Genomic DNA, 23205 nt, shown 5'->3' with positions numbered 1-23205 from the left:
TCCACAACATGACGCGCACGTGAGGATGGGTGGGAGACATGGGTCCGCTCGGCTACGACACGAACGATCTGCCCCAGGTCGGGAAATCCGCGAGTGACGACGTATTCCCGGCCGAGCAGGGGAGCCGCGCGTCCTGGATCGAGGCGCTGGGCGTGCAGGCCACGATCTACGCCACGCCCGCCGTGCTGCAGTACGCGCAGATGTCGGAGCAGGTGCTGCGCCCCGGCGCGCCGGGACCGATGGCCTCGTTCCTCCACGAGCGCAGCCCGGCCGGCCCCGAGTTCCGAGCCTTCCGGGCGCCCAATGTGGACACCCTCTACTCCAACGCCTGGGTGCACGTGGGTGCGGAACCGGTCGAGCTTCGGCTCCCGGACTTCGGAACGCGCTACTTCACCGTCCAGGTGGTCGACGCCTACAGCAACTCCATCAACATCAGCGCCCGGACCTTCGGCGCGGCCGCGGCCCGCTACTGGCTGGTCCCGCCCGACTGGACGGGAGAAGCGCCCGATGACGTCACCGTCGTGCGGGTGGCGACCGCCATCATCTGGCTGCTGCTGCGAATCCAGGTGCTGGACGGTGACCTCGACGTGGTCCACGAGCTCCAGGACCAGGTCACCTTGGCGGGTGGGGCACCCGGCGGCGACCTCGGTCCCGTCGTGGGCGCCGATGAGGTCGAGGAGGACTGGCGCGCGTTCTACCGGGCGTTCGACGCGGTGCTGCGCCTCAACGCCTTCCCCCGTGACGAATGGGTCCACGTGCGGCAGTTCCGGGCCCTGGGGTTGCTCGGGCCGACGCCCTGGGATCCGGCGGCGCTCGACCCGGCAACGGCGGGCGCGCTGGAGCGCTCCTTCGCCACCGCGCAGACCCTGCTGCGCTCCTCGCGCCCCCAGCTGGGCGTTGCCACCGGGACCGGCTGGACGCGCGTCCTCGACAAGGGGGCGCACGGGCACAACTTCCTCGCTCGGGCGGTGATGAACCACGTCGGTCTCGGCGCGAACGTCGCAGAGGAGAACACGTCGTTCAACACGCACGTGGACTCCACCGGGCAGAGGCTGGCCGGGCGCGATGGTCCGTACGTCCTCGAATTCGCCGCGCAGCCACCGCACACCGCGTTCTGGAGCGTGACCCTCTACCACGTCGAGACGGGTCGGCTCCACGCCAACCCCGTGCACCGCCACGCCCTGGGCAGTGCCGCGCTCGTCGGTGACGGGGGACCGGCGCGGTTGGTGCTCAGCCACGCCGATCCCGGTGCCGCGAACTGGCTTCCGTGCCCGGAGGGCGAGTTCTACCTGATCCTGCGCATCTACTCGCCCGGGCAGGAAGTCGTCGCGGGGTCCTGGCTGCCCGCTCCGGTGCGTCGCGGAGCGGGCGCCGCGGACGACCTATGACCGAACCGGCGGGGAGTCCGGCTCGTCGGCAGCCGGGCTCTCCTCCTCGGACATGTCCTCCCGCGAGGTCTCGCGCATCGTCGCGACGACGATGAGACCGGTCAGCGCGGCGAACACCGCGTAGAAAGCCGGAGCGATCGTGAGGCCGGTGACCTGGACCAGCCCGGTGGCGATCAGGGACACGAGTCCCGTCCCGATGACGCCGCCCACGTTGAAGCCGAGCGAGATCCCGGTGTAGCGAACCCTGGTCGGGAACAACTCGCTGTACTGGGTGTAGACCACGCCCTGCTGGATGCTGAAGGGGATGTTGAGCACCAGCGCGGCAACGATGGCCAGGACGAGCGAACCCTGCTGCATCACCCAGAAGCACGGGACCGCGAGCAGGACGAACCCCAGCATCGCGCCTGCGAGGACGCGGCGTCGACCGAGACGGTCGCTCAGGGCGCCTGCCCACGGGATGACCGCCAGCGGCATGAGCACGATCAGCACGATCAGCCACAGCGACCCGGTCAGCGGGTAGTCCAGCACCGCCGAGAGGTGGACGAGCAGGTAGACCGAGGCGATCCCGCCGGTGGTCATGGTCGAGTAGGCGATGCCGATGACCCGCAGGACGGAGGCCTTGTGCGTCCGAAGCACCTCGGTCACGGGCGCCTTGGGCGGCGCCGATCTCTTTGCCATCTGCACGAACAGCGGGGAGTCCTCGACCCGCATCCGGTAAGCGACCGCCCCCACCAGCAGGGGCGCGGCGATGAGGAACGGCACACGCCAGCCCCAGCTGCTCATCTGCTGCGTGGACGTGAGGGCGCTCAGGACCGCGACGGTCCCGGCGGCGCCGGCGATGCCGAGCGAAATCCCGATCGAGGTCGCGGACCCGAACAGGCCGCGCCGCCGGGACGGGGCCGATTCGGTGGACAGCGAGGCTGCCCCGCCGATCTCCCCTCCCGCCGCAAGGCCCTGAACGATGCGCAGGAGGGTCAGGAGGATGGGTGCCCCGATGCCGATGGAGGCGTAGGTGGGCAGCAGCCCGGTCAGCATCGTGGCCGTCCCCATCACCGCGACGGTGGCCATGAGCACGGCCTTGCGGCCGCGCCGGTCGCCGATGCGACCGAAGATCAAGCCGCCGAGGGGTCTCGCCAGAGATCCGGTGGCGACCACCCCCAGCGTCCCGAGCAGACCGACGAGACTGTCGCCCGCGGGGAAGAAGAGCGGTGCCAGAACGACGGCGAGGTAACCGTAGATGGCGAAGTCGTAGTACTCGATGGCGGTTCCGGCTGATGCTGCCACGCTGGCACGGCGGGCCAAGCGTTCGCGATCACGCATTGCTTGTGTCGACATCGGCGCTCCTTTGCGCTCGGCAACGACCGTCGCAGTCCTTCGGCCGCAGTGTCGACACCGTAGATATGAATTGACATCAGTTCAACTACTTCTTCGGGCGGAGGGTGGTGCCGAAAGTCGAAGGGGGCGCGCGTGCGAGCTCTCACGCACTCAGATCCGGACGAGGGTCTTGCCCGTTGTGCGCCCGGCCATCATGTCGGCCAGCGCGGTGGGTGCGGACTCGAGTCCTTCGTAGACGGTCTCCCGGTGGACGAGGCGCCCCTCGGCGAGCCAGCCGCCGAGCCGTCGCTGCATCTCGTCGAGCAGCGGAACGTGGGCGCTGCCGCGGAATCCGCACAGCGTGAGGTTCTTCGAGGTGGCGAGGAACAGGTTGCGCGGCCCGGCTGCCGCACCGTCGTACTCGGAGATCGACCCGCACAGCGCGATCCGGCCGCGGTCGTTCAACGCGTCGAGCGCGGCTTCGAGGTGAGCGCCGCCGACGGAGTCGAAGCAGAGGTCCAGACCCTCGGGCGCGGCCTGCTGCAGCGACTCCGTCAACGGTCGCGACCGCCAGTTGAAGGCGGTGTCCACGCCGATCTCGTCGAGCAGCCAGGCCACCTTCTCGTCGCTTCCGGCGCTGGCCACGACCCGGAGGCCGCTGAGCTTCGCGATCTGGCAGACCAGGTTCCCGACGGCGCCGGCAGCGGCCGACACCCAGATCGTGCCGGTGTCGGCCAGCGCGTCGATCACGTGCAGGCCCGCGTAGGCGGTCAGGCCCATCGCGCCGAGCGGGCCCAGGTACGCCTGGGCCGGAATCCCGTCGACGTCGAGCCGGCGCAGGTTCGCGATGCCGTTCATCGCGACCTCGCCGGAATCGACCACCGCACGGCTGCGCCAGCCGTAGGAGTGCCACACCGTGCTGCCGACGGGGAAGCCTTCGGCCTGCGACTCCTCGACGACGCCGACGGCGAAGACGCCGTCCATCGCCTCGCCGGGAGGGAAGGCGGGGAAGTAGCCCTGCGGTGCGTCGGCGCGCAGCCGCAGCCGCAGCCCGGGATCCACCGATGTCCACGTGTTGCGCACCAGCACCTGCCCCGGGCCGGGGTCAGGCAGGTCGACGGTCGTGAGCTCGAAGTGGTGCCGGCCGACCTCGCCGGCCGGCAGCTCGAGCACCTGCACTTGAACGCTTTCCACGAGGTCTCCTGGAGGTTGTGGGTTTTCAGGGCTTCGGGCTGCGCTGGGGGAGGACCACGGCGCGGCCGAGGACCCGGCCGTGCCGGAGGTCGTCGAGCGCCCGGTCCGCGTCGTCGAGCGGGTAGGTCGTGGTCTCGGCGCGGAGGCCGTGCTCGCGCGCGAGCGCGACGACCTCGACGAGTTCGTCGAGGGCTCCCCAGAACGGGAGGTGCACCCGCGCTCCCGGGGGCAGCGCGGCGCCCTTCGCGACGGGCAGCGTGCCGCCTGCGCTGCCGATGACGACGATCTCGCCGCTCCGCCGCAGCGATCGCGCGGCCAGCGCCATCGTCGCGTCGCTGCCGACGAAGTCCAGCACGACGTCCGCGCGCCGCCCGTGCAGCGCGCCGTGCACCTCGTCCGGTGCGCAGGCGGTGGCTGCGCCGCAGGTGAGCGCGAGTTCGCGGGCGTCGGCGCGGACGTCCACGGCGATGACGTGGGCGTTCGAGGTGGCGGTGAGAACGCTGATCGCGAGGTGGCCCAGGCCGCCGACGCCGATCACGAGCGCGATCGCGTCCGGTTCGGCGAGCGCGTCCCGGCAGCCGCTGATCGCGTGGTACGACGTGAGCCCCGCGTCGGCCAGCGTCGCCGCGAGGGCCGGATCGAGACCGTCGGCGGGAACGAGGCGCCCGGCCTCGACGACCACCTCATCGGCGAGCCCGCCGTTGACGCCCAGACCGATGCCCGCCGCGTTCGGATCGGGGCGGTCGCAGTAGTTCGGCCTTCCCGCCGCGCACCGCGGGCACTGCCCGCACCCCCACGGGCTGTGGACGATCACCTGGTCGCCGACGTGGACACCGGTCGTGCCCGGCCCGAGTTCGGCGACCCGCCCGCAGATCTCGTGGCCGAGCGTGTACGGCGTCGGCCAGGCCGTGGCAGGTCCGGTGCCGGCCGCGTCGATGACGTGCAGGTCCGACTGGCAGATGCCGGCGGCCAGGACCTCCAGCCGAACCTGGCCGGCCGTCGGCACGGGCGAGGCGATCTCGGTCAGCCCGCTGCTGCCGTCGGCGAACATCCGGTACGCGCGCATGCTGCTCCTCATCGGTTCAGGCCTGGACTCTGAATTGAAGTGAGTTCAGTATGGTGAATCCAAGTCTCTGTCACAACGTGTGAATTGGGGATGTTGTGAACAGCTCCGTGAACCACCCCGCCAACAGGCCCTTCCGGATCGGCTCGCTCGAACTCCGCAACCGGCTGGTCGTTTCCGCCCACGGACTCGCGACCGTCACCGAAGGCGTTCCCGACGAGCAGGACGCGCGCTACTGGTCCCGTCTGTCCCGCGGTGGGGCCGGGTTGATCATCACCGGCGGCACCCAGGTGTCGCCCGACTCCATCCTGCGCAACCGGATCCTCACCGAGGCCTACGCCGGGCGGGCCCTGCCGGGCCTGAGACTGCGCGCCGAGAGCATCCGCTCCGGTGGTGCGGTGGCCGGGATCCAGCTCGGTCACCTCGGCAGGGAGACGCTGGGTGCGGGGACGTTCCTGCCGTTCGTCGCCCCGAGCCCGATCCGGGGCCCGCGCGAACCCGCCGCCGCTCGCGCGCTCGGCACCGAGGAGTTCGCTCGGATCGCCGACGATTTCCGGCTCAGCGCACGGCACTGCGCCGAGGCGGGGTTCCAGGTCATCGAGATCCACGCGGCGCACGGCTACCTGCTCGCGCAGTTCCTGTCGCCGGCCGCGAACACCCGCTCTGACCGGTACGGCGGCGGTGCGGCCGGGCGGGCGCGTGCGCTCGCCGAGGTCGTGCAGGCGGTGCGCGAAGGGGCGGGTGACGATGCGGTCATCGGAGTCCGGGTGTCCACGGAAGGCAGCGGCCCCGCGCACCTGACCACTGATCACCTCGTCGAGTCGTTGCCGTGCGTCGCGGCCGAGGCGCCGTTCGACTACCTCAACTTCACCTGGGGTGATCGCGGGCGGTACGTGCCGGACATGGCCACGGACCGGCCTCCGCTGCTGGGCCGGTCGGCCGAGCTGCGCGCGGCCCTGGACGTCCCGCTCGTGCTGTGCTCGGCGTTCCGCGATGCGGAGGGCATCGCTGAGGCGCTGACCAGTGGCGCCGCCGACCTGGTGGGGTCAGCGCGGGCGCACATCGCCGACCCGGACTTCGCCCGCAAGGTGCTCGGGGGCCGCGCCGAGGAGATCCGGCCGTGCACGGCCTGCCTGCAGGACTGCCGCACCTACGAACCCACGGGCCTGTGCGTCGTCAATCCCGACCTCGCACCCGCGGGCGAGGCGCGCAGGCCGGCGCGGCCACTGGTGCTGGCCCCACCGCGAAGGCGGCGGGAGGGCGGCCTGCTCGTCGTCGGTGCCGGACCCGCGGGGCTGGAGTGCGCTGTCACCGCCGCCGAGCGCGGCGTGCGCGTGACGCTGGTGGAGGAGGAACGCGACATCGGTGGTCAGCTGCGTCTGGCTGCGGCGGTGCCGAACCGGTCCGGCTGGGCCGATCTGATCACCTACTTCCGGCGGCGGATCGACGCGCTGGACATCGACCTGCGCCTGGGAGCTCCGGTGTCCGACGCGGACGTCGCGGCGGCCGGTGAGGTCGTGTGGGCGATCGGTGCGAACGAGGCCGCATCTCCGATTCCGGGTGCGGTGCGTTCCTGGGACGTCACGCGCGAGCTGTTCGACGGCGCGGAAACGGTGGTCATCGCCGATGACGGGTTCGGTTGGTGGCAGGGGATCGGTGCCATCGAGACCGCGCTGGCATCCGATGTGGCTCGGGTGGTCTACGTGACTCCGGGGGCGGGGTTCGCCGCGACGATCCCCGCGGAGTCGCGCACCCAGTTCCTCGAACGCCATCAGGGGGCGCCGTTGCGGGTTCGCGTCCTGCATCGGCTGGTGGCTGCGAAACCGGTGGCGCAGCTGGAGAACGTCTTCGACGGGAGCCGGGAGGCCGTGGACGCCGATGTCGTGGTGCAGGTCGGTGAACGTCTGGCCCGGCCGTTGACGGGGGCGAACGGCGCGTGCGCGAGCGCGATCGGGGACTGCGTCGCGCCCCGCCAGGTCGGCCATGCCATCGCCGAGGGACGGGCCGCAGGCCTCGCTGTCGAGCTCGACGTGTCCTCCTGAGCGACACCGGGAGCGCTCGAAGTATTGACAGGGGCCAGTCCGCGACCCAGTATTGAATTGAAGTCAGTTCAAGGAGGAAAACATGGCAGTCGAGGACGACATCCAGTTCGAGAAGGACGGCAACGTCGCGCGCGTCTGGCTGAACCGCCCGCACAAGCGCAACTGCATCACGGTGCCGATGCTCAACCGGCTCGACGAGATCATCACCGAGATCGACAACGACCCCGAGCTGCGCGTCCTGGTCTTCCGCGGGCGTGAGAACACCTTCTCGTCCGGCTTCGACCTGGACAGCCTGCAGTCCGACTTCATCGGTTCGAGCACCGCGATGGACGTCGCCGTGGTGTCGGCCAAGGTCTGCGACCGGCTCTACAACATGTCGACTCCGTCGGTGGCCGTCATCGAGGGCTACGCCACCGCCGGCGGGTTCGAGGTCATGATCTCCTGCGACTTCGCGATCGCCGACGAGGACGCGAAGATCGGCGACTTCCACATCCGCCGAGCCCTGTTCGGCGGCGCCGGTCCGATCTACCGCCTGCCGCGCATGCTGGGCATCCGCAAGACCAAGGAACTCATGCTCACCGGCAAGCTGCTCAGCGGCAAGGAGGCCGACGACTTCGACCTCGTCAACACCAGCGCCCCGGCCGACGAGCTCGACGAGACCGTCGAGGAGTTCATCAGCCACCTCACGGACAAGAGCCCGTTCCAGATGAAGCTCACCAAGATGGCGGTGGACCGGGGTCTGGACGCCGACATCGCCTCGCTGATGGTGCTGGAGCACCTCGCGGTGGGCGTCACGCTCAACTCCCAGGACGCGGCCGAAGGTGTCTCCGCGTTCCTGGAGAAGCGCGATCCGAAGTGGACCGGTCGCTGAGCCGGTGGTCCGTTGCGTGGTGATCGAGCAGTGGTGGCCTTGCTGGCGAAGGAGCTTGCGATGACGAAGTCGGCCGTCGTGGACGCCGATCCCGAGCTCGGTGCGCGGGTGCGTGCCAAGCTCGGCGGGTCAGGCCCGTTGCGGACGCTGGACGGTGGCCGCAGCGGACTGACCTACGTGGTCACCGACCCCGTCGGGAACGACCACGTCGTCAAGGCGGTGCCGCCGGGGCGGCGCGCGGTGGGACGCAACGACGTCCTGCGGCAGTCGCACGTGCTGTCGGCGCTGGCCGGGGCCGGCATCGGGTCCGGGCTGCCGCTGCCGGCCGTCACCGCCCGGAGCGAGGTGGAACCGGCTTGGTTCGCCATGGAGCGCGCTCGGGGAACGGCGGAGGAACCGGTGCTCGAAGACCATCCGCTCCCACCGGGGATCGCCCGGGAGCGGATGGTCGCGGCGGCACGCATCCTCGGCGAGCTCCACGCCGTTCCTCTCGCGGAGATCGAAGCCGGCTTGCGCTCGGCGGGCGGCGATGTCCCGGAACCGCTCCGCCCCGCGGACGAGCTCGCGCGCTGGACCAGGACGATGCACGCCGTTCCCGAGGAGCTCCGCTCCGGTTCGGACGCGCTGCTGTCCGCGCTGGAGGCCGCGGTGCCCGAGGCGGTGGCCCCGGTGCTGGTGCACGGCGACTTCCGGCTCGGAAACCTGCTCTGCGCGGGTGCCGAGCCGACCGCGCTGGTCGACTGGGAGATCTGGAGCATCGGTGATCCGCGGGTCGACCTCGGCTGGTTCGGCGTGTTCACCGACGGCGCGTTGTTCCCCGGTGTCGGCCGCGTCGTGCCGGAGCTGCCGTCCGAAGCGGAGCTGCTCGCGGCCTGCGGGAACCCGGAGCCACCGGACTACGCGTGGTTCCGCGCGCTCGGGCGGATGAAGATGGCCGCGATCATGGGGCACAACCTGAAGCGGCATCGCGAGGGCGTGCACCACGACCCCGTTCAGGAGCAGCTGCCGGCCACCATCGACGCGCTGATCGTTTCCGGGCGTTCGATCCTCGAGGAGTGGTCGCGATGACGGTGCCGACTCCCGGGGAGCTGTTCGGGATGCAGGGCAGGACCGCGCTGGTCACCGGCGCGTCGTCGGGCCTGGGTGCGCGGTTCGCGACCGTGCTGGCCGCAGCGGGCGCGACCGTGTGGATCACGGCCCGGCGCAAGGAGAAGCTCGACGCGCTGGCGGCGACGAATCCGGCGCTGCGCGTCCTGCCGGCCGACCTCTCGGACGAGGAGGCCAGGGAGGCGCTGATCGCCGCGATCACCGCCGAGAGCGGAGCGGTCGATGTGCTGGTGAACAACGCCGGCACGGAAAGCGGCGCGAAGCCGTCGGACGAGACGCCGTCCGGATTCGCGGGCGTGCTCGGCACCAACCTGGTCGCGCCTTTCCACCTGGCGCAGCTCGCGGCTCGCGCGGCCGACGCCGGGTCGCTGTCGGTGATCAACGTCAGCTCGATCCTCGGGCTGGTCTCCGCGGCACCGCTGGGCGGCGCGAGCTACGCCTCGGCCAAAGCCGGGCTGATCGGCCTCACCCGGGAACTCGCCGGGCACTGGGGTGAGCGCGGCGTGCGCGTCAACGCGCTGGCGCCGGGGTGGTTCCACACGGAGATGAACGACGAACTGTTCGCCGACGACCGGTCGGTGCGCTGGATCGAGCGCAACACCATGCTCCGCCGGGCCGGAGAGGGCTCCGAGCTGGACGGCGCGCTGCTCTTCCTCGCATCAGCGGCGTCGAGCTACTGCACCGGTCAGGTGCTGGCGGTCGATGGAGGGTGGACGGCCCGATGACGAGCATCGATGATTTCGTCGCCGAGGCGCGGAAATGGCTTGCGCAGAACGCGACTCCGCGGCAGGACACCGATGCGTCCCGCGCGTCGGTGTCGGTGTTCCACAACCTGCCGGCTGATGAGGAACGCGCGCTGCTCGACCGCGTCTGCGCATGGCAGCGCCGCAAGTTCGACTCCGGATACGGCGCGCTGACCTGGCCCGAATCCGACGGAGGCGGCGGGCTGACACCCGCGCACGAGGAGGCGTTCGCGGAGCTGGAGCGTGCGTTCGACACGCCGGGCCAGCACGAGCTGGCGTCGGTCAGCGCGCATCTGATCGCACCGACGATCGACCTGTTCGGCACCCCCGAGCAGCGCCGGCGCCTCGTCCGGCCGCTGCTGCGCGGCGACGAGCTCGCCTGCCAGCTGTTCTCCGAACCGTCCGCGGGATCCGACCTCGCCGGGCTGGCCACCCGGGCCGAGCGGCGAGGAGCGGAGTGGGTGGTCAACGGGCAGAAGGTCTGGAGCTCCGGTGCCCAGTTCGCCGGGTGGGGCGAGCTCATCGCTCGCACCGACCCGGACGTCCCGAAGCACCGCGGCCTCACGGCGTTCCTGCTGCCGATGGACACCCCCGGCGTCGAGGTGCGGCCGCTGCGTCAGATGTCGGGAGGATCGTCGTTCTGCGAGGTCTTCCTCGACGACGTCCGCATCCCGGACGAGTGGCGTCTCGGTGAGGTCGGTGCGGGCTGGAAGGTCACCCTCGCCACCCTGGGGTTCGAGCGCAGCCACTCCGGTGCGAACACCGAACTCGGCGGCGGTTATCGGCACCTGGTGGCGACCGCGCGCAGGCTGGGCAGGCTCGGCGACCCCGACGTGCGGCGCGGCCTGGCCGACGTGTGGGTGCAGGAGAAGCTCGGTGAACTGGCGGCCACCCGGGACCGCGAGGCGCGGCTGGACGGTGGCGAACCGTCGGCCATCGGCTCGCTGCGCAAGCTCGCGTGGGCGCAGAAGCTCAAGCAGGTCAGCGAAGTCGCGGCCACCGTGCTCGGAAACCGGCTGATCGCCGACACCGGTGACGACGCGTACCAGTGGACCGAGCACGTGCTCGGCGCACCCGGGTACCGGATCGCGGGCGGGTCGGACGAGATCCAGCGCAACATCATCGCCGAACGCATTCTCGGCCTGCCCACCGAACCGCGCGGGGACAAGAACGTCCCGTGGCGCGACATCCCGCGGTAGCGGCAGGACGGACACGAGACGGGAGTGGCCATGCAGCCAGACAGCTCAGGATCGGCGCGCACCGTGGCGGAGGCGGTCGCCGCGGCGCGGCCGCAGCAGAACCCGCTCCGAGGGCGCACCGCGCTGGTGACCGGTGGTTCGCGCGGGCTCGGCCGGGAGATCTCGATCGCCTTCGCCGCCGCCGGTGCGGATGTGGCGGTGGTGTCCCGGAAGAAGGACGCCTGCGAGCAGCTCGCGGGCGAACTCGCCGAGGCCACGGGACGCCGGGTGACCGCGCACGGAGCTCACGTCGGTGATTGGGAACGACTCCCCGCCTTGCTCGACGAGGTGGAGGAGTCCCTCGGGCCGGTCGACATCGTCGTGAACAACGCGGGCATCGCTCCGGTCTACCCGAGCCTGGCCGAGGTGTCGGAGCAGCTGTTCGACAAGGTGATCGGAGTCAACCTCAAGGGGCCGTTCCGCCTGATGGCCCTCGCGGGCGAGCGGATGGCCTCCCGCGACGGCGGCGCCATCCTCAACATCTCCTCGATGGCCTCGGTTCGACCGACTCGCGGCGATCTGCCGTACGCGGCGGCGAAGTCGGCGTTGAACACGCTCACCGCGGGCTTCGCGCAGGAGTACGGGCCGCTGGTGCGGGTGAACACGATCCTCGCGGGGCCGTTCTTCACCGACATCAGTTCGGCGTGGGACATGGACGCGTTCGAGGAGATGGCCGAGACCTGGCCCTCGAAGCGCGGAGGTGATCCCGCGGAGATCGTCGGAGCGGCGCTGCACCTGTGCGGACCGACGTCCAGCTACACGACCGGGTCGCTGCTGGCCGTAGACGGGGGGAGGCTGGCCGCGCCATGACAGGAGTCGCCATGAGGTTGGTGGACGACGCGCTCGTCACCGACACGCCTGACGGACCCGCGTTGCTGGGCAGCCGGTGCGCCGACTGCGCCGCGTGCACGTTCCCCCGGCAGGCGGGCTGCCCGCGCTGCACCGGAGATTCCATGGTGGACACTCCGCTGGCGCGCAACGGCACGCTCTGGACGTTCACGGTCCAGGGCTTCCGCCCGAAGGAGCCGTACGCGGGACCGGAGGAGTTCGAGCCGTTCGGGTTGGGCTACGTCGAGCTGCCGGGACAGCTCCTGGTGGAAACCCGGTTGACGGAATCGGATCCGGAGGCGCTGGAAATCGGGATGCCGATGCACCTGGAGCTGGTGCCGTTCCGGACCGCCGACGACGGCGCGACGGTGCACACCTTCGCGTTCGCCCCGGACCGGGAGGTGCGGACATGACGGACGGAGTGGCGATCGTCGGGATCGGGATTCACCGGTTCGGACGGACCGAGGGCGTCTCCGGCCGCGCTCAGGCGGTGCACGCCGCGCGGGAGGCGTTGCGGGACGCGGGCTTGTCCTTCTCGGACATGCAGTTCGGGTTCGGCGGCTCGCACTCGGCCGGGGACGCCGACACGCTGGTCTCGGAGTTGGGGCTGACCGGGTTGCCGTTCATCAACGTGGCCAACGGTTGTGCCACCGGTGGTTCGGCGCTGATCTCGGCCGACGCCGCGATCCGCTCCGGGCAGCACGACCTCGGCATCGTGATCGGCTTCGACAAGCATCCCAGGGGCGCGTTCAACGTCGACCCGGCCGAGCACGGCATCGGCTCGTGGTACGGCGAGACCGGGATGATGGTCACCACCCAGTTCTTCGGCATGAAGATCCAGCGGTACCTGCACGACCACGACATCAGCCCCGACGTCCTCGCGTTGATCGCGGAGAAGTCGTTCCGCAACGGAGCGCTGAACCCGAACGCGTGGCGGCGAGCCGAGCTCACCGCGGCGGACATCGCCGCAGCGCCGATGATCTCGCATCCGCTGACCCAGTACATGTACTGCTCACCGGGTGAGGGCGCGGCCGCCCTGGTGCTGTGCCGCGCGGAGGAGGCGAGCCGGTACACCGACAAGCCGATCTTCCTGCGGGGTGCGGCGTTCCGCAGCCGGCGCTACGGATCGTTCGAGGTGTACGCGCCCTGGATCGCCGTGGAGCGCGCGGAGTCGCCGACGGTGGAGGCGTCGCAGGCGGCGTTCGAGGCCGCCGGGATCGGTCCGTCCGAAGTGGACGTTGCGCAGATCCAGGACACCGAGTCCGGTGCGGAGCTGATGCACATGGCCGAGACCGGGCTGTGCGAGCACGGTGAGCAGGAGCGGCTGATCAAGGCCGGGGACAACGCGATCCACGGGCGGCTGCCGATCAACACCGACGGCGGGTGCATCGCCAACGGTGAGCCGGTCGGCGCCTCCGGGCTGCGCCAGATCTACGAGAACGCGCTCCAGCTGCGCGGTGACGCCGGCGCCCACCAGGTGCCGTCTCGACCGCGGGTGGGGTTCACGCATGTCTACGGTGCGCCGGGGATCAGCGCGTGCACGGTTCTGACCCGTTGAGAGGACGATGGGCATGGCTTGGGATTTCGAGACCGACCCCGATGTGCAGCGGGAGCTGGACTGGGTCGAGGAGTTCGTCCGCGACGAGGTCGAACCGGTGGACCAGGTGGTCGAGCACGCCTGGAACACCCGCGACCCGCGGCGCAACGCGCTGATCAGGCCGCTGCAGGAGCGGGTGCGGGAGCGCGAGCTGTGGGCCTGCCACCTGGGGCCGGAGCTGGGTGGTAAGGGGTACGGGCAGCTGCGGTTGGCGCTGCTGAACGAGAAGCTGGGTCGCACGCACTCCGGGCCGGTCGTGTTCGGTTGCCAGGCACCGGATTCGGGGAACGCGGAGATCCTCGCCCATTACGGCAGCGACTTCCTGAAGAAGACCTACCTGGATCCCTTGATCGAGGGTTCCATCGTGTCCTCGTTCTCGATGACGGAGCCGCACGGTGGGTCCGACCCGACGGGCTTCCGCACCACCGCGGTGCTCGACGGTGACAGCTGGGTCATCAACGGGGAGAAGTGGTTCTCCTCGCACGCGTTGTTCGCCGAGTTCCTGATCGTTCTGGCGGTGACCGAGCCGGACGCCCCGCCGCACGATCGGATGTCGATGTTCGTGGTGCCCGCGGACGCACCGGGGGTCGAGCGGGTGCGTGACGTGTCGGTGTGGGGTCACGAGGAGGCCGTGGGGACCCACCAGTACCTGCGCTACACCGATGTTCGGGTGCCGGCGGAGAACCTGCTGGGGCGGCGCGGCGAAGGTTTCACCGTCGCGCAGACCCGGCTCGGGGGTGGCCGCATCCACCACGCGATGCGCACCGTCGGGTTGGTCCAGCGCGCGTTCGAGCTGATGAAGCGCCGCGCGGTGTCGCGCACCACGAAGGGCGCGCGGTTGGCGGACAAGCAACTGGTGCAGGAGATGATCGCCGACTCCTGGATCCAGATCGAGCAGTTCCGCCTGCTGGTGCTGCGGACGGCGTGGAAGATCGACAAGCACAACGACTACCGCGCGGTGCGCGCCGACATCGCCGCGGTGAAGGCGGCGATGCCGAAGGTGCTGATGGACGTCTCGTCTCGAGCCATCCAGATCCACGGCTCGCTGGGCATCTCCAAGGAGCTGCCGTTCGGCAAGTGGGTGATGGAGTCGTTCCACATGGGGCTCGCCGACGGTGCCACCGAGGTCCACAAGACCAACCTCGCCAAGGCGCTGCTGCGCAGCACGACGCCGGATGACGGGCTCTTCCCGCCCTACACCGGGCCCGAACTCACCCGGGAGGCGCTCGGTCGGTACGCGGAGCTGCTCGCGGACGCGGACGAGGCCGAACCGGCGGCGGGTGGTGCGGCGTGACCACCCGAAGGCTGACTCACGACGCGGACGTCGAGGAGTTCCGCGGTGCCGTCCGGGACTTCCTGCGCGAGCACGCGGACTTCACGGCGGTGTTCGGCGCGATGCGCGAGGAACGTGCCTGGGATCCCGCGGTGTGGAGCCGGCTCGCCGGCGAGCTCGGCGTGGTCGGGCTGGACGTGCCCGAGACCTGCGGCGGCGCGGGCGCCGGGTTCCGCCCGGTCGCGGTCGTGGCCGAGGAGCTGGGCCGATCCCTGGTCCGGCTGCCGTGGTTCGCCACCGCCGTGCTCGGCGTCGGCGTGCTCCTGCGCGCCGAGGGGGCGGAGGCGGAGGACCGCAGGAAGCAGCTGCTGCCTGCGCTGGCCGGTGGTGAGCGCACTGCCACGCTGGCCTGGGCCGAAACCCCGGACCGCTGGGACGAGAACAGCATCCAGGCGCGCGCCGCGCACGACGGCGACACCTGGCGCCTCACCGGCCGCAAGCTCCTGGTCGTCGAAGGCGCCACGACGGATCTGCTGTTCGTCGCGGCCCGGGCGGAAGACGGGCTGGCGCTGTTCGTCGTCGAAGGGGACGCGCCGGGTGTGGTCCGCACCGCCGACCGCGCGATGGACCCGAACCGCCAACTGGCCACCGTCAGCTTCGACGGAGCACCGGCACGGCTGGTCAGCGATCCGGGCACGGGCGAGCGGGTGCTCGCGCGGGTGCGCGACCGCGCGGTGACGGCGCTGGCCTGCGAGCAGACCGGCGGCGCGGCGGCGTCGCTCGACATGGCCGTCGAGCACGTCAGAAACCGCGTCCAGTTCGGACGTCCGATCGGGATGCTGCAGGCGATCAAGCACCGCTGCGCCGACATGGCCGTGGAGCTGGAGTCCGCGCGGTCGGCGTCGCTGTGGGCCGCCTGCGCGATCGCGGAGGACTCGTCGGAGGCCGGCATCGCCGCCGCCACCGCCGCGCTGGCCTGCAGCCGGTCCTACGAGTACGTCGCCGCCGAGACCATCCAGGTGCACGGCGGCATCGGGTTCACCTGGGAGCACCCGGCGCACCTGCACTTCCGCCGGGCGGCCACGAGCGCGGTGCTCTTCGGTGACCGTCACACCCACCAGGAGAGCCTGCTGACCGGTCTGCGCGTCGACGCCGAGTGACCGGTGACCGGTGGAACCCGGTGACCGGCGGAATGCGGGAGGACCGCGTGCCTGCCGCCGATATGGAGGATCAACGGTGACCTCAACCATCAGCGAAACCACATCCCGGGAACAGCTGCTCGTCGGCAAGCGCGCCAGCATCGCGGCCGCTGCAGGCACGGCGGTGGAGTACTACGACTTCGCGATCTACGGCTACCTCGCGGTGGTCATCGCGCCGGTCTTCTTCCCGTCCACCAGCGGGGCCGCGAGCCTGCTGTCCACGTTGGCGCTCATCGGAGGCGGGTTCTTCGCCCGCCCGATCGGCGGTTTCGTCTTCAGCCGCCTCGGTGACCGGCTCGGCCGAAGACGCGTCCTCCTCATCACCGTGACGATCATGGGAGTGGCGACCTTCGGCGCGGGTCTGCTTCCCCCGTTCGCGAGCATCGGTGTCGCCGCGCCGCTGCTGCTGGCCGTGCTGCGCGTGGCGCAGGGCATCTCGGCCGGTGGTGAGGTCGGCGGGGCGACCGCGCTGGCCAACGAATCGGCACCGCCGAAGCGGCGCGGGTTCTTCGGGTCGGCGACGTCGATCGGTTGCGCGGTCGGGATGTCGACGGCGTCGATCGTCGTCGGTGTCCTGAGCGTGCTGCTGACCGATGCGCAGATGTCGGCGTGGGGCTGGCGGGTCCCGTTCCTGCTCGCCGGGCCGCTGCTGATCGGGTGCCTGCTCTACCGGATCCGGGTGGAGGATTCCCCGCTGTTCAAGGAGATGCTGGCGACCTCCGAGCCCGTGAAGGCACCGGTCATGGAGGTCATGAAGAACCACCGCCGCGCCCTGCTGCTGACGATCGGCATCGGCTTCGCCCAGCTGACGGCCGGCAGCCTCGCCTCGATCTACATCGTGGTGCACCTGACGAAGGTGCTCGATTACGAGCTCTCCGGGTCGATGTGGGTCACCGCGATCGTGTCGCTGATGCCGCTGCTGCTCATCCCGCTGGCCGGACGTCTCAGCGACCGGTACGGCAGGCGCGCGGTGCTGCTGTCCGGTTTCGGCGGGTTCGTCGTCCTCGCCGTGCCGTGCTTCGCGCTGATGGAGCTGGGCAGCTACCCGCTCGCGCTCGCCGCGGGCCTGGTCCTCAACATCCCGTTCGCGGCCGTGCAGGGGGTCGTGTACACGCAGTTCTCCGAGTGGTTCCCGACCCGGGTTCGGCACAGCGGTGTGTCGCTCGGGTTCAACATCGCGGGCGTGATCGGTTCGGGCCCGGTGTCGTTCGTCGCGACGTGGCTGGTGGTCTCCACCCACATGACGATGAGCCCGGCGTTCTACATGGTCGGCAGTGCTGCGGTGGGTCTGGTGATCGCCTGGTTCATCCGGGAGACCTCGCATGACGATCTTCGCGGAGGTGTGGTGAGCGATGTTTGATCTGCTGGTGCTCGGCGGTGGTATCGCCGGGATGACGGCCGCGGCCGCGACGGTCCGCGGCGGCGGTTCGGCGATGGTGGTGGAGAAGGGGCCCTCGCTCGGCGGATCGGGCCAGTACGCGGGATACATCTGGACCGCGCCCGACCACGAGGTGATGGACCGGGTGAACCCCGGTGGTGACCTCGGGCTGAAACGGGCGCTGGTGGACGATTTCGCCGACGCCGTGGAGTGGATCGGTTCGCTGGGCGTCCGCTGCGGCGAGCGGGTGCCGGTGATCGGTTACGGGCGCGGGCACCGGTTCGACACGGCGCAGTACGTCGACGGTTGCAGGCACGTGGTGGCGGAGAACGGCGAGATCGTCACCGGGGCGTCGGCCCGGCGGTTGCTCCTCGACGACGGCGCGGTGCGCGGCGCGGAGATAGGTCTGGCCGATGGCGCGGTGCGAACGGTGGAGGCGAAGGCGACGCTGCTGGCCACCGGCGGATTCCAAGCGGACCCCGAGCTGCGCGCACGCTACCTGCACGAGCAGGCGCGAGACGTCGAGCTGCGGTCGAACCCGTTCAGCGGTGGGGACGGACTGCGGCTGGCCGCCGAGGCCGGTGCGGCCATCGGACCGGAGGGCGCCGGGTTCTACGGGCACCTGATCCCGTCCGGTGTCTCGTTGGAACCGGAGCTGTTCGTGGACATCACGCTCTACTACAGCGAGCACGCCGCCCTGTTCAACCTGGCGGGGGAGCGGTTCGTGGACGAGACGGCGGCTGACCACCTCACGGCGATGGCGCTGCTCGAACAACCCGAGGCGCGGGGCCTGCTGGTCACCGACGCCCGCGGCTACCGGGAGCGGATCACCGGTGCGTACGTCGAGGGAGCCGACAGCCTCGACAGGTTCGCGCTCGCGCGGTCCCGGGGCGCGCGGTGCGTGGTCGCCGACAGCGTCTCCGACTTCGCCGAGATGCCCGCCGAGTGGGGCTACGACGGCCCCAAGATCGCCGAGGAGCTGGGTCGCCTCGCCAAGGGTGACTCAGCGCTGCCCGCGCGGGAGTCCGACCCGCGGCCGCTGGACGAACCGCCGTACTACGTCGTGGAGGCGCGGCCGGCGGTGACGTTCCCGTTCACCGGTGTCCGGATCGACCCGCAGGCGCGGGTGCTGGCGGAGGACGGTGCGCCGATCCCGGGCCTGCTCGCGGCGGGAGCCGACGTCGGCGGCCTGTACGAGCGCGCCTACGCCGGGGGCCTGGCGCCGGCGATCGTGTTCGGGCGGCGCGCCGCGGCCGGAGCCCTCGTGAACTGATATCGGTTGGCATCTATGCTGGGTCCCCACCGACGGAGGGAAAGGTGTGGGCGTCGATACGTTGCGGGAGGCCGACGACGGCCCCAGGTCGAAGCGGGCGGCGATTCTGGGCGCTGCCGTGGAACATTTCGGTGAGGTCGGTTTCGAGGCCACCAAGTGGTCGGAGATCGCCAAGCACGTCGGCATCGGCCAGACCGCCCTGTACCACTACTTCGAGTCGAAGGCGCATTGCCTGCTGACGGTGATGCGCATCGGTCTGCACAACTCGGACGAGGCGTTCCGCACGGCGACTGCCGACGCGCCGAGCGCGCACGAGGCGCTGCGCCGGGCGGTGCGCAGCGCCTACGACATCTCGGATCTGGAAGTGCGGCAGAACCGGATCCTGCAGGCCAACATCGCGTTGCTGGTCAGCGAGCGCAGCTCGGAGCGGGAGGAGGCCGAACGGCTGGCCTGCCGGGAACTGGTCGCCACGATCGAGCGGAACTGGACGGAGCTGCTCCGCCGGGGGATGGACTCCGGTGAGTTCGCCCGCCGTGATCCGCAGCTGCTGGCGCGCACGCTGCTGGGCACGATCGTCGCCGTGTGGCGCTGGTACCGACCGGGCGGTGAGACCAGCCTCGACGAGATCTGCGAGCTGGTGACCCACTGCTGCGTGCGCATCGTGACGCCGTGACCACGTGCCGCGTGCCGCGTGCGCGGCGCGGTCGGGTGCGCCCGGGTGGCGAGCGAGCCCGCGGCGTTCCCCGCTGATTCCTGATCGCTCGTCCCGGCAACCCTGAACGGTCGCTGCGCCGATTTCCTTTGATCCGATACCGCTGCGAGCAGCGGCCATCCGTTGCGCTCCCCGCGCGTCGACTCCGACGTCCGCGCGGGGAGCGTCGTCCTGCTTCCGCATCTTCTGCGCGGCTGGGCGATTTTGAGTCTTGCGGCGAGTTTTGGGGCGCGCTAGCGTCAGTTTTAGCAAACTGAATTCAGCTTAGTTGTCGGACGGGCTGGGTGCCCCACCCAGCGGCCGATCTCGTTCCGGCTGGTGTACCACCTCGTCAACGGCGACAGGGAGGAGCCGCACGTGCTCATCGCAGACTACTTCGCACGGCTGGACGGCCCGGATCCGTTGACCGGGCTGGAGCTGGTGGAGCCCGATATCGAGTTCCTCCTCGCGCTGCCGGGCAGCGAGATCTCCGGCCGCGGTCTGGACGATCTCGGCTCCTACATCTCGGGCCGCCCGGCGGTCGGGCGCAAGCACCGCGTTCTCAGGTCCTGCCGCGACCACGAGCTGGAGATGGTCTACGGCGTGGTCGTCGAAGGACCGGAGGAGAAGCCCACCGGTTCGTTCGCCTCTGTCGGTGTGGTCTCGCCCCACGACAGGCTGGCGCGCTACCAGGCGTTCTTCCACCCGACGTTCTCCATGTTCCCCGAGGAGGCGGCATGACGACCACGGCAGGTGCACCCACGCTGAGCCGGTGGTTCGCGCTCATCGACTCCGACCGCCCCGAAGACATCCTCGACCTGATCGCGCCGGATTTCAGGTTCTCGATCGTGTTCGGCACGGGTGCGGGTCAGGCGACGGACTTCGCGGGCGGACGTGAGGCGCTCGAGGGGTATCTGCGGCAGCGTGAGAAGGGTGTGCTCACGCACCACGTGCTGTCGGCGAGCGTCGACGGCCACGACGAATTCGTGCTCGGTGAGACCAGGCGCGGCGACGCGTTCGAGTCGACCTTCGTCGCGGCCGCCCGGCTCGGAACCGACGGCGACGTGAGGAATTTGATGATCGGTCGCTCGCCCGTGCTGGAGCTGCACGAGCCCAGCTGAGCGAGCGCCGGACGTGGAAGGACGAACGCTGACATGTTCAATCTGGCTTTGCTGGCCTCCCGCCCCCCGGAGTGGACCCACGAGCAGTTCATCGAGTGGTGGCGCGGCGAACACGCTGAGGTGACGTATCCGCTGCCGGGCCTGCGGGCGTGGCGGCACACCGCGATCACCAGCGCGATGGAGCCGCGCTCCGAGGGCTGGGACGGGTTGTCGGTGCTGAGCTTCGATTCCGAAGAAGCGGCGCGCGCGGCGCTGGCCAGCGCTGAGTGGGACGCGGCGGTCCGCCACGTCGGGCGCATGCGGGGCAAGCGCCTCGCAGTGCTCGGCGAAGAGCGGGAAATGTTCTTGGGCTGAGTCCCTGAGCCAACGGAGGCGAAATCCAATGCGGGAACTGGTGGCCGAACTCGAGTCCAGAGCAGCCACATCGGCCGCCGACGGCGACGCGGTCATCGCCGCCGACGCCGACGGCGAGCATTCGCTGCGCGAGTTGCTGCGCGCCGCCGACGAACTGTCGACCGCGGTGCGCGACGTCGCCGGACCGCAGGCGACGATCTTGGTGCAGGCGGACAACTCCTGGCGAACCGTGGTCGCCGCCCTCGCCGCGGGCAAGCTGGACGGCACGCTCGGTCTGCTCAGCCACCACGCGACTCGCGCCGAGTACGACGCGGCGTGCGAGGACATCGACCCGGCCGTGGTGATCGCCTCGCCGGAATGCTTCGGCGAGTGGTCACCGGATTCCGATGGCCCGCAGGTGCTCGACGGGTGGGCCAGCCGAACGCGGACGGCGAGGCCGGGCCCGCGTTGGAACGGCGGCGTGGTGATCGGCCTGACCTCCGGATCGACCGGCCGCCCCAAGGGCGTGGTGCAATCCGAAGCGGCGCTGCGCTACGCCGGGCGGAGCACCATCGACGTGGTCGGCCTCGCTCCCGGTGACTCCGTCGCGGCGCTGGTCCCGCTGTCGTCGGCAGCGGCGTTCTGCTTCGGCCTGTACCTGCCGCTCATGCTCGGCGGCCGCATCGTGTTCCTGGACCGGTGGCACCCGCCGACCGCGTTGCGGCTGATGGCCGAGCACGACGTCCGCTGGACGATGTGCGTGCCGACGATGGTCCTGCAGCTGGCGAGCGCCGTGGAGGGCGACCGGCCGCTGCGCGAGGTCCGGGCGATGACGATCGGCGGCGGCCCGATGGAGGAGGCGGCGCTGGCGCGCGCGGAGGAGCGCCTCGGGACGCGGATCCTGCGCGTGTTCGGCATGTCCGAGTGCCTGGGACACACCTCGCCGCGACTGGACGACCCCGACGAGACGCGGCTGGGCACCGATGGCCGACCGTTCCCCGGTACGGACCTGCGCGTGGTCGACCTGGACGGCGTGCGGGTTCCAGCGGGCGAGATCGGGCGGGCGCAGGTGCGCGGGCCATCGCTGTTCCTCGGGTACGCGCGCAGCGGCACCGTCGACTCGCCCGAGGTGACCGCGGACGGCTACTTCCCGACCGGGGACCTGATGTCGGTGCGGGCTGACGGTGCGGTGTCGGTGCGGGGCAGGGAGAAGGACGTGATCATCCGCGGCGGCCGCAACATCGACATCGTCGAGGTCGAGACCGCCCTGGCCTCGCACCCGTCCGTCGAGCAGCTGTGCATCGTGCCGGTGCCGGACGAGCTCCTGGGCGAACGGGTCGCGGTGCTGGTCGTGACACCGGACGCCGGCTTCGATCTCGACGCCGCGACGGCGCATCTGGACCAGCGCGGGCTGATGAAGGGCAAGTGGCCCGAGTACCTGTTCCGAGTGGACGAGCTGCCGCTGAACCGGGTCGGCAAGCTGTCGCGGGCGGATGCCGCCCGCGTGGCCCGCGAGCTCAGCGAGCGCAGCGCCGTCTGACGGCTCGACGGGAAGAGGTGAACGGGGCCGTCCTTCGAGGTGGAGGACGGCCCCGTTGATTCGCCGGGGCTACCTGGCGGTCCAGCCGCCGTCGACGTGGAGCTCCGAACCGGTCGTGTACCCGGCGTCGTCGCTGGCCAGGTGGGCGACTGCGGCGGCGACCTCCTCGGGACGTCCCAACCTGCCCATCGGGGTGTTGGCGAGCATGGCCCGGTGCCGTTCGCTGCCGTCGAAGCGCTCGTGCAGCTGGGCGGTGCCGATGAACCCGGGCACCACCGCGTTGACGCGGACACCGCGCTGGGCCCAGTGCAGAGCGGCGTTCGCGGTCATCGCGCGCACAGCGCCCTTCGCGGCCGCGTAGCCGAAGCTGTTGGCCAGGCCGCCACCGGTGCCGAGGATCGACGCGATGTTGACGATCGCCCCTCCGCCACTGCGCTCGATCAGCGGTCCGCAGTGCTTCATGCCGAGCCAGGTGCCGCGCTGATCGATGTCGATCACGCGTTCCCAGTGCTGCGCCGTCTCGTCCTCGACGGTGGCCAGGCTGCCGATGCCGGCGTTGTTGACCAGCACGTCGAGACCTCCGCGCTCGGCCTCCACCGCCGCCGTCACCTCCTGCCACCGCTGCTCATCGGCGACGTCGAGCGCGTGGACCGCCCCGTCGGCACCGAGGTCGGCGGCCAGTCGTCCGCACGCGTCGGCGTCGACGTCCGTGATGATCACCCGCGCACCTTCCTCGATGAGTCTGCGCACGATGGGGACGCCGAGCCCACCGGTGGCACCGGTGACGAGCGCTGTGCTGCCGTCGAGTCGCCTGGTCACATGGCCTCCTCAGAAACTGAACTGGAGTCAGTTTAGACAGTCGACGACGCGAGTCCCAGTCCTCGACAGCTATGCAACTGAATTCAGTTCTGTTAATGTCGACTTGCTCGAGCGGCCGTGGAGTTCGCAAGCCCGGCGCGCCGGAAGTCCTCAGAGCGGCCCCATCCGGTTCGGCCGTCCCGCGTTGTTCAAC

General features: G+C 70.7%; 22 protein-coding genes. 18 read left to right on the top strand and 4 right to left on the bottom strand.

All coding sequences use genetic code 11. The features are described from left to right. Positions 1-38 precede the first annotated feature (38 nt). Positions 39-1388: a DUF1254 domain-containing protein gene (locus AB0J91_RS09510; RefSeq protein WP_363865901.1), complete on the top strand. Its 1350-nt coding sequence runs from the start codon at positions 39-41 to the stop codon at positions 1386-1388. Here the strand turns inward: AB0J91_RS09510 and AB0J91_RS09505 are convergent. The 3 genes from AB0J91_RS09505 to AB0J91_RS09495 form a co-directional block, all read right to left on the bottom strand. Beyond that, positions 1383-2723, bottom strand: coding sequence for an MFS transporter (locus AB0J91_RS09505; RefSeq protein WP_363865898.1), 1341 nt, complete (start codon positions 2721-2723; stop codon positions 1383-1385). The two genes, AB0J91_RS09510 and AB0J91_RS09505, sit on opposite strands and share 6 nt — an antisense overlap. A gap of 150 nt (positions 2724-2873) precedes the next feature. Then, positions 2874-3896: an NADP-dependent oxidoreductase gene (locus AB0J91_RS09500; RefSeq protein WP_363865895.1), complete on the bottom strand. Its 1023-nt coding sequence runs from the start codon at positions 3894-3896 to the stop codon at positions 2874-2876. Positions 3897-3921: 25 nt separating this feature from the next. Next, on the bottom strand, positions 3922-4962 hold the full coding sequence (locus AB0J91_RS09495) for an alcohol dehydrogenase catalytic domain-containing protein (protein ID WP_363865892.1): 1041 nt from the start codon (positions 4960-4962) through the stop codon (positions 3922-3924). 95 nt (positions 4963-5057) lie between these two features. Between AB0J91_RS09495 and AB0J91_RS09490 the strand changes: the two genes are divergently transcribed. The 17 genes from AB0J91_RS09490 (at position 5058) to AB0J91_RS09410 (ending at position 22193) form a co-directional block, all read left to right on the top strand. Continuing rightward, complete coding sequence (locus AB0J91_RS09490; protein ID WP_363865889.1) at positions 5058-7001, top strand: FAD-dependent oxidoreductase; 1944 nt, start codon at positions 5058-5060, stop codon at positions 6999-7001. Positions 7002-7083: 82 nt separating this feature from the next. Then, positions 7084-7872: an enoyl-CoA hydratase/isomerase family protein gene (locus tag AB0J91_RS09485; protein ID WP_363865886.1), complete on the top strand. Its 789-nt coding sequence runs from the start codon at positions 7084-7086 to the stop codon at positions 7870-7872. Between the two features lie 60 nt (positions 7873-7932). Continuing rightward, positions 7933-8940: a phosphotransferase family protein gene (locus AB0J91_RS09480; RefSeq protein WP_363865884.1), complete on the top strand. Its 1008-nt coding sequence runs from the start codon at positions 7933-7935 to the stop codon at positions 8938-8940. Continuing rightward, the gene (locus AB0J91_RS09475; protein ID WP_363865881.1) at positions 8937-9704 is read left to right on the top strand and encodes an SDR family oxidoreductase; all 768 of its coding nucleotides are present in this window, start codon (positions 8937-8939) and stop codon (positions 9702-9704) included. Before AB0J91_RS09480 ends, AB0J91_RS09475 begins: the two co-directional genes overlap by 4 nt. After that, entirely contained in the window at positions 9701-10921 is a 1221-nt protein-coding gene (locus tag AB0J91_RS09470; RefSeq protein ID WP_363865878.1) for an acyl-CoA dehydrogenase family protein, read from the top strand. Before AB0J91_RS09475 ends, AB0J91_RS09470 begins: the two co-directional genes overlap by 4 nt. 30 nt (positions 10922-10951) lie before the next feature. Next, a complete protein-coding gene (locus AB0J91_RS09465; RefSeq protein WP_363865875.1) occupies positions 10952-11770 on the top strand; it encodes an SDR family oxidoreductase in 819 nt (272 codons plus the stop codon). An 11-nt stretch (positions 11771-11781) separates the two neighbouring features. Further along, on the top strand, positions 11782-12201 hold the full coding sequence (locus AB0J91_RS09460) for an OB-fold domain-containing protein (protein WP_363865872.1): 420 nt from the start codon (positions 11782-11784) through the stop codon (positions 12199-12201). Then, positions 12198-13346 (top strand): thiolase family protein, encoded by a 1149-nt coding sequence (locus AB0J91_RS09455; RefSeq protein ID WP_363865869.1) that lies wholly within the window; start codon positions 12198-12200, stop codon positions 13344-13346. Before AB0J91_RS09460 ends, AB0J91_RS09455 begins: the two co-directional genes overlap by 4 nt. Positions 13347-13359: 13 nt before the next feature. Then, positions 13360-14679 carry an acyl-CoA dehydrogenase family protein gene (locus AB0J91_RS09450; protein ID WP_363865866.1) on the top strand — a complete coding sequence of 440 codons (1320 nt, stop codon included), beginning with the start codon at positions 13360-13362 and terminating at the stop codon, positions 14677-14679. After that, positions 14676-15818 (top strand): acyl-CoA dehydrogenase family protein, encoded by a 1143-nt coding sequence (locus AB0J91_RS09445; protein WP_363865863.1) that lies wholly within the window; start codon positions 14676-14678, stop codon positions 15816-15818. The genes AB0J91_RS09450 and AB0J91_RS09445 overlap by 4 nt, the downstream gene beginning before the upstream one ends. Positions 15819-15894: 76 nt before the next feature. Continuing rightward, positions 15895-17217, top strand: coding sequence for an MFS transporter (locus AB0J91_RS09440; protein ID WP_363865860.1), 1323 nt, complete (start codon positions 15895-15897; stop codon positions 17215-17217). Continuing rightward, entirely contained in the window at positions 17210-18508 is a 1299-nt protein-coding gene (locus tag AB0J91_RS09435; protein ID WP_363865857.1) for an FAD-binding protein, read from the top strand. Before AB0J91_RS09440 ends, AB0J91_RS09435 begins: the two co-directional genes overlap by 8 nt. Before the next feature lie 46 nt (positions 18509-18554). Next, complete coding sequence (locus AB0J91_RS09430) at positions 18555-19181, top strand: TetR family transcriptional regulator (protein ID WP_363791517.1); 627 nt, start codon at positions 18555-18557, stop codon at positions 19179-19181. A 396-nt stretch (positions 19182-19577) separates the two neighbouring features. Next, positions 19578-19940, top strand: a complete 363-nt coding sequence (locus AB0J91_RS09425) for a nuclear transport factor 2 family protein (RefSeq protein WP_363865854.1) — start codon at positions 19578-19580, stop codon at positions 19938-19940. Further along, positions 19937-20320, top strand: coding sequence for a nuclear transport factor 2 family protein (locus AB0J91_RS09420; protein ID WP_363865851.1), 384 nt, complete (start codon positions 19937-19939; stop codon positions 20318-20320). Before AB0J91_RS09425 ends, AB0J91_RS09420 begins: the two co-directional genes overlap by 4 nt. Before the next feature lie 33 nt (positions 20321-20353). After that, a complete protein-coding gene (locus AB0J91_RS09415; protein ID WP_363791511.1) occupies positions 20354-20674 on the top strand; it encodes an EthD family reductase in 321 nt (106 codons plus the stop codon). A 28-nt stretch (positions 20675-20702) separates the two neighbouring features. After that, positions 20703-22193, top strand: coding sequence for an AMP-binding protein (locus AB0J91_RS09410; protein WP_363865849.1), 1491 nt, complete (start codon positions 20703-20705; stop codon positions 22191-22193). Between the two features lie 69 nt (positions 22194-22262). Here AB0J91_RS09410 and AB0J91_RS09405 read toward each other — a convergent pair whose 3' ends face one another. Next, entirely contained in the window at positions 22263-23012 is a 750-nt protein-coding gene (locus tag AB0J91_RS09405; RefSeq protein WP_363865846.1) for an SDR family oxidoreductase, read from the bottom strand. Between the last annotated feature and the right edge of the window lie 193 nt (positions 23013-23205).

Origin of the sequence: Saccharopolyspora sp. NPDC049357, assembly GCF_040677225.1 — a bacterium.
Lineage (GTDB): Bacteria > Actinomycetota > Actinomycetes > Mycobacteriales > Pseudonocardiaceae > Saccharopolyspora.
Note: the sequence above shows the minus strand (reverse complement) of the source record. Positions and strands in the feature narration are given on the sequence as shown.

What these genes read in the sequence shown, in the direction of transcription:
- AB0J91_RS09465 (WP_363865875.1), top strand. Translation starts at nt 10,952, where the DNA reads ATGCAGCCAGACAGCTCAGGATCGGCGCGCACCGTGGCGGAGGCGGTC.
- AB0J91_RS09410 (WP_363865849.1), top strand. Translation starts at nt 20,703, where the DNA reads ATGCGGGAACTGGTGGCCGAACTCGAGTCCAGAGCAGCCACATCGGCC.
- AB0J91_RS09420 (WP_363865851.1), top strand. Translation starts at nt 19,937, where the DNA reads ATGACGACCACGGCAGGTGCACCCACGCTGAGCCGGTGGTTCGCGCTC.
- AB0J91_RS09485 (WP_363865886.1), top strand. Translation starts at nt 7,084, where the DNA reads ATGGCAGTCGAGGACGACATCCAGTTCGAGAAGGACGGCAACGTCGCG.
- AB0J91_RS09435 (WP_363865857.1), top strand. Translation starts at nt 17,210, where the DNA reads ATGTTTGATCTGCTGGTGCTCGGCGGTGGTATCGCCGGGATGACGGCC.
- AB0J91_RS09450 (WP_363865866.1), top strand. Translation starts at nt 13,360, where the DNA reads ATGGCTTGGGATTTCGAGACCGACCCCGATGTGCAGCGGGAGCTGGAC.
- AB0J91_RS09495 (WP_363865892.1), bottom strand. Translation starts at nt 4,962, where the DNA reads ATGCGCGCGTACCGGATGTTCGCCGACGGCAGCAGCGGGCTGACCGAG.
- AB0J91_RS09470 (WP_363865878.1), top strand. Translation starts at nt 9,701, where the DNA reads ATGACGAGCATCGATGATTTCGTCGCCGAGGCGCGGAAATGGCTTGCG.
- AB0J91_RS09480 (WP_363865884.1), top strand. Translation starts at nt 7,933, where the DNA reads ATGACGAAGTCGGCCGTCGTGGACGCCGATCCCGAGCTCGGTGCGCGG.
- AB0J91_RS09510 (WP_363865901.1), top strand. Translation starts at nt 39, where the DNA reads ATGGGTCCGCTCGGCTACGACACGAACGATCTGCCCCAGGTCGGGAAA.
- AB0J91_RS09505 (WP_363865898.1), bottom strand. Translation starts at nt 2,723, where the DNA reads ATGTCGACACAAGCAATGCGTGATCGCGAACGCTTGGCCCGCCGTGCC.
- AB0J91_RS09415 (WP_363791511.1), top strand. Translation starts at nt 20,354, where the DNA reads ATGTTCAATCTGGCTTTGCTGGCCTCCCGCCCCCCGGAGTGGACCCAC.
- AB0J91_RS09455 (WP_363865869.1), top strand. Translation starts at nt 12,198, where the DNA reads ATGACGGACGGAGTGGCGATCGTCGGGATCGGGATTCACCGGTTCGGA.
- AB0J91_RS09475 (WP_363865881.1), top strand. Translation starts at nt 8,937, where the DNA reads ATGACGGTGCCGACTCCCGGGGAGCTGTTCGGGATGCAGGGCAGGACC.
- AB0J91_RS09460 (WP_363865872.1), top strand. Translation starts at nt 11,782, where the DNA reads ATGAGGTTGGTGGACGACGCGCTCGTCACCGACACGCCTGACGGACCC.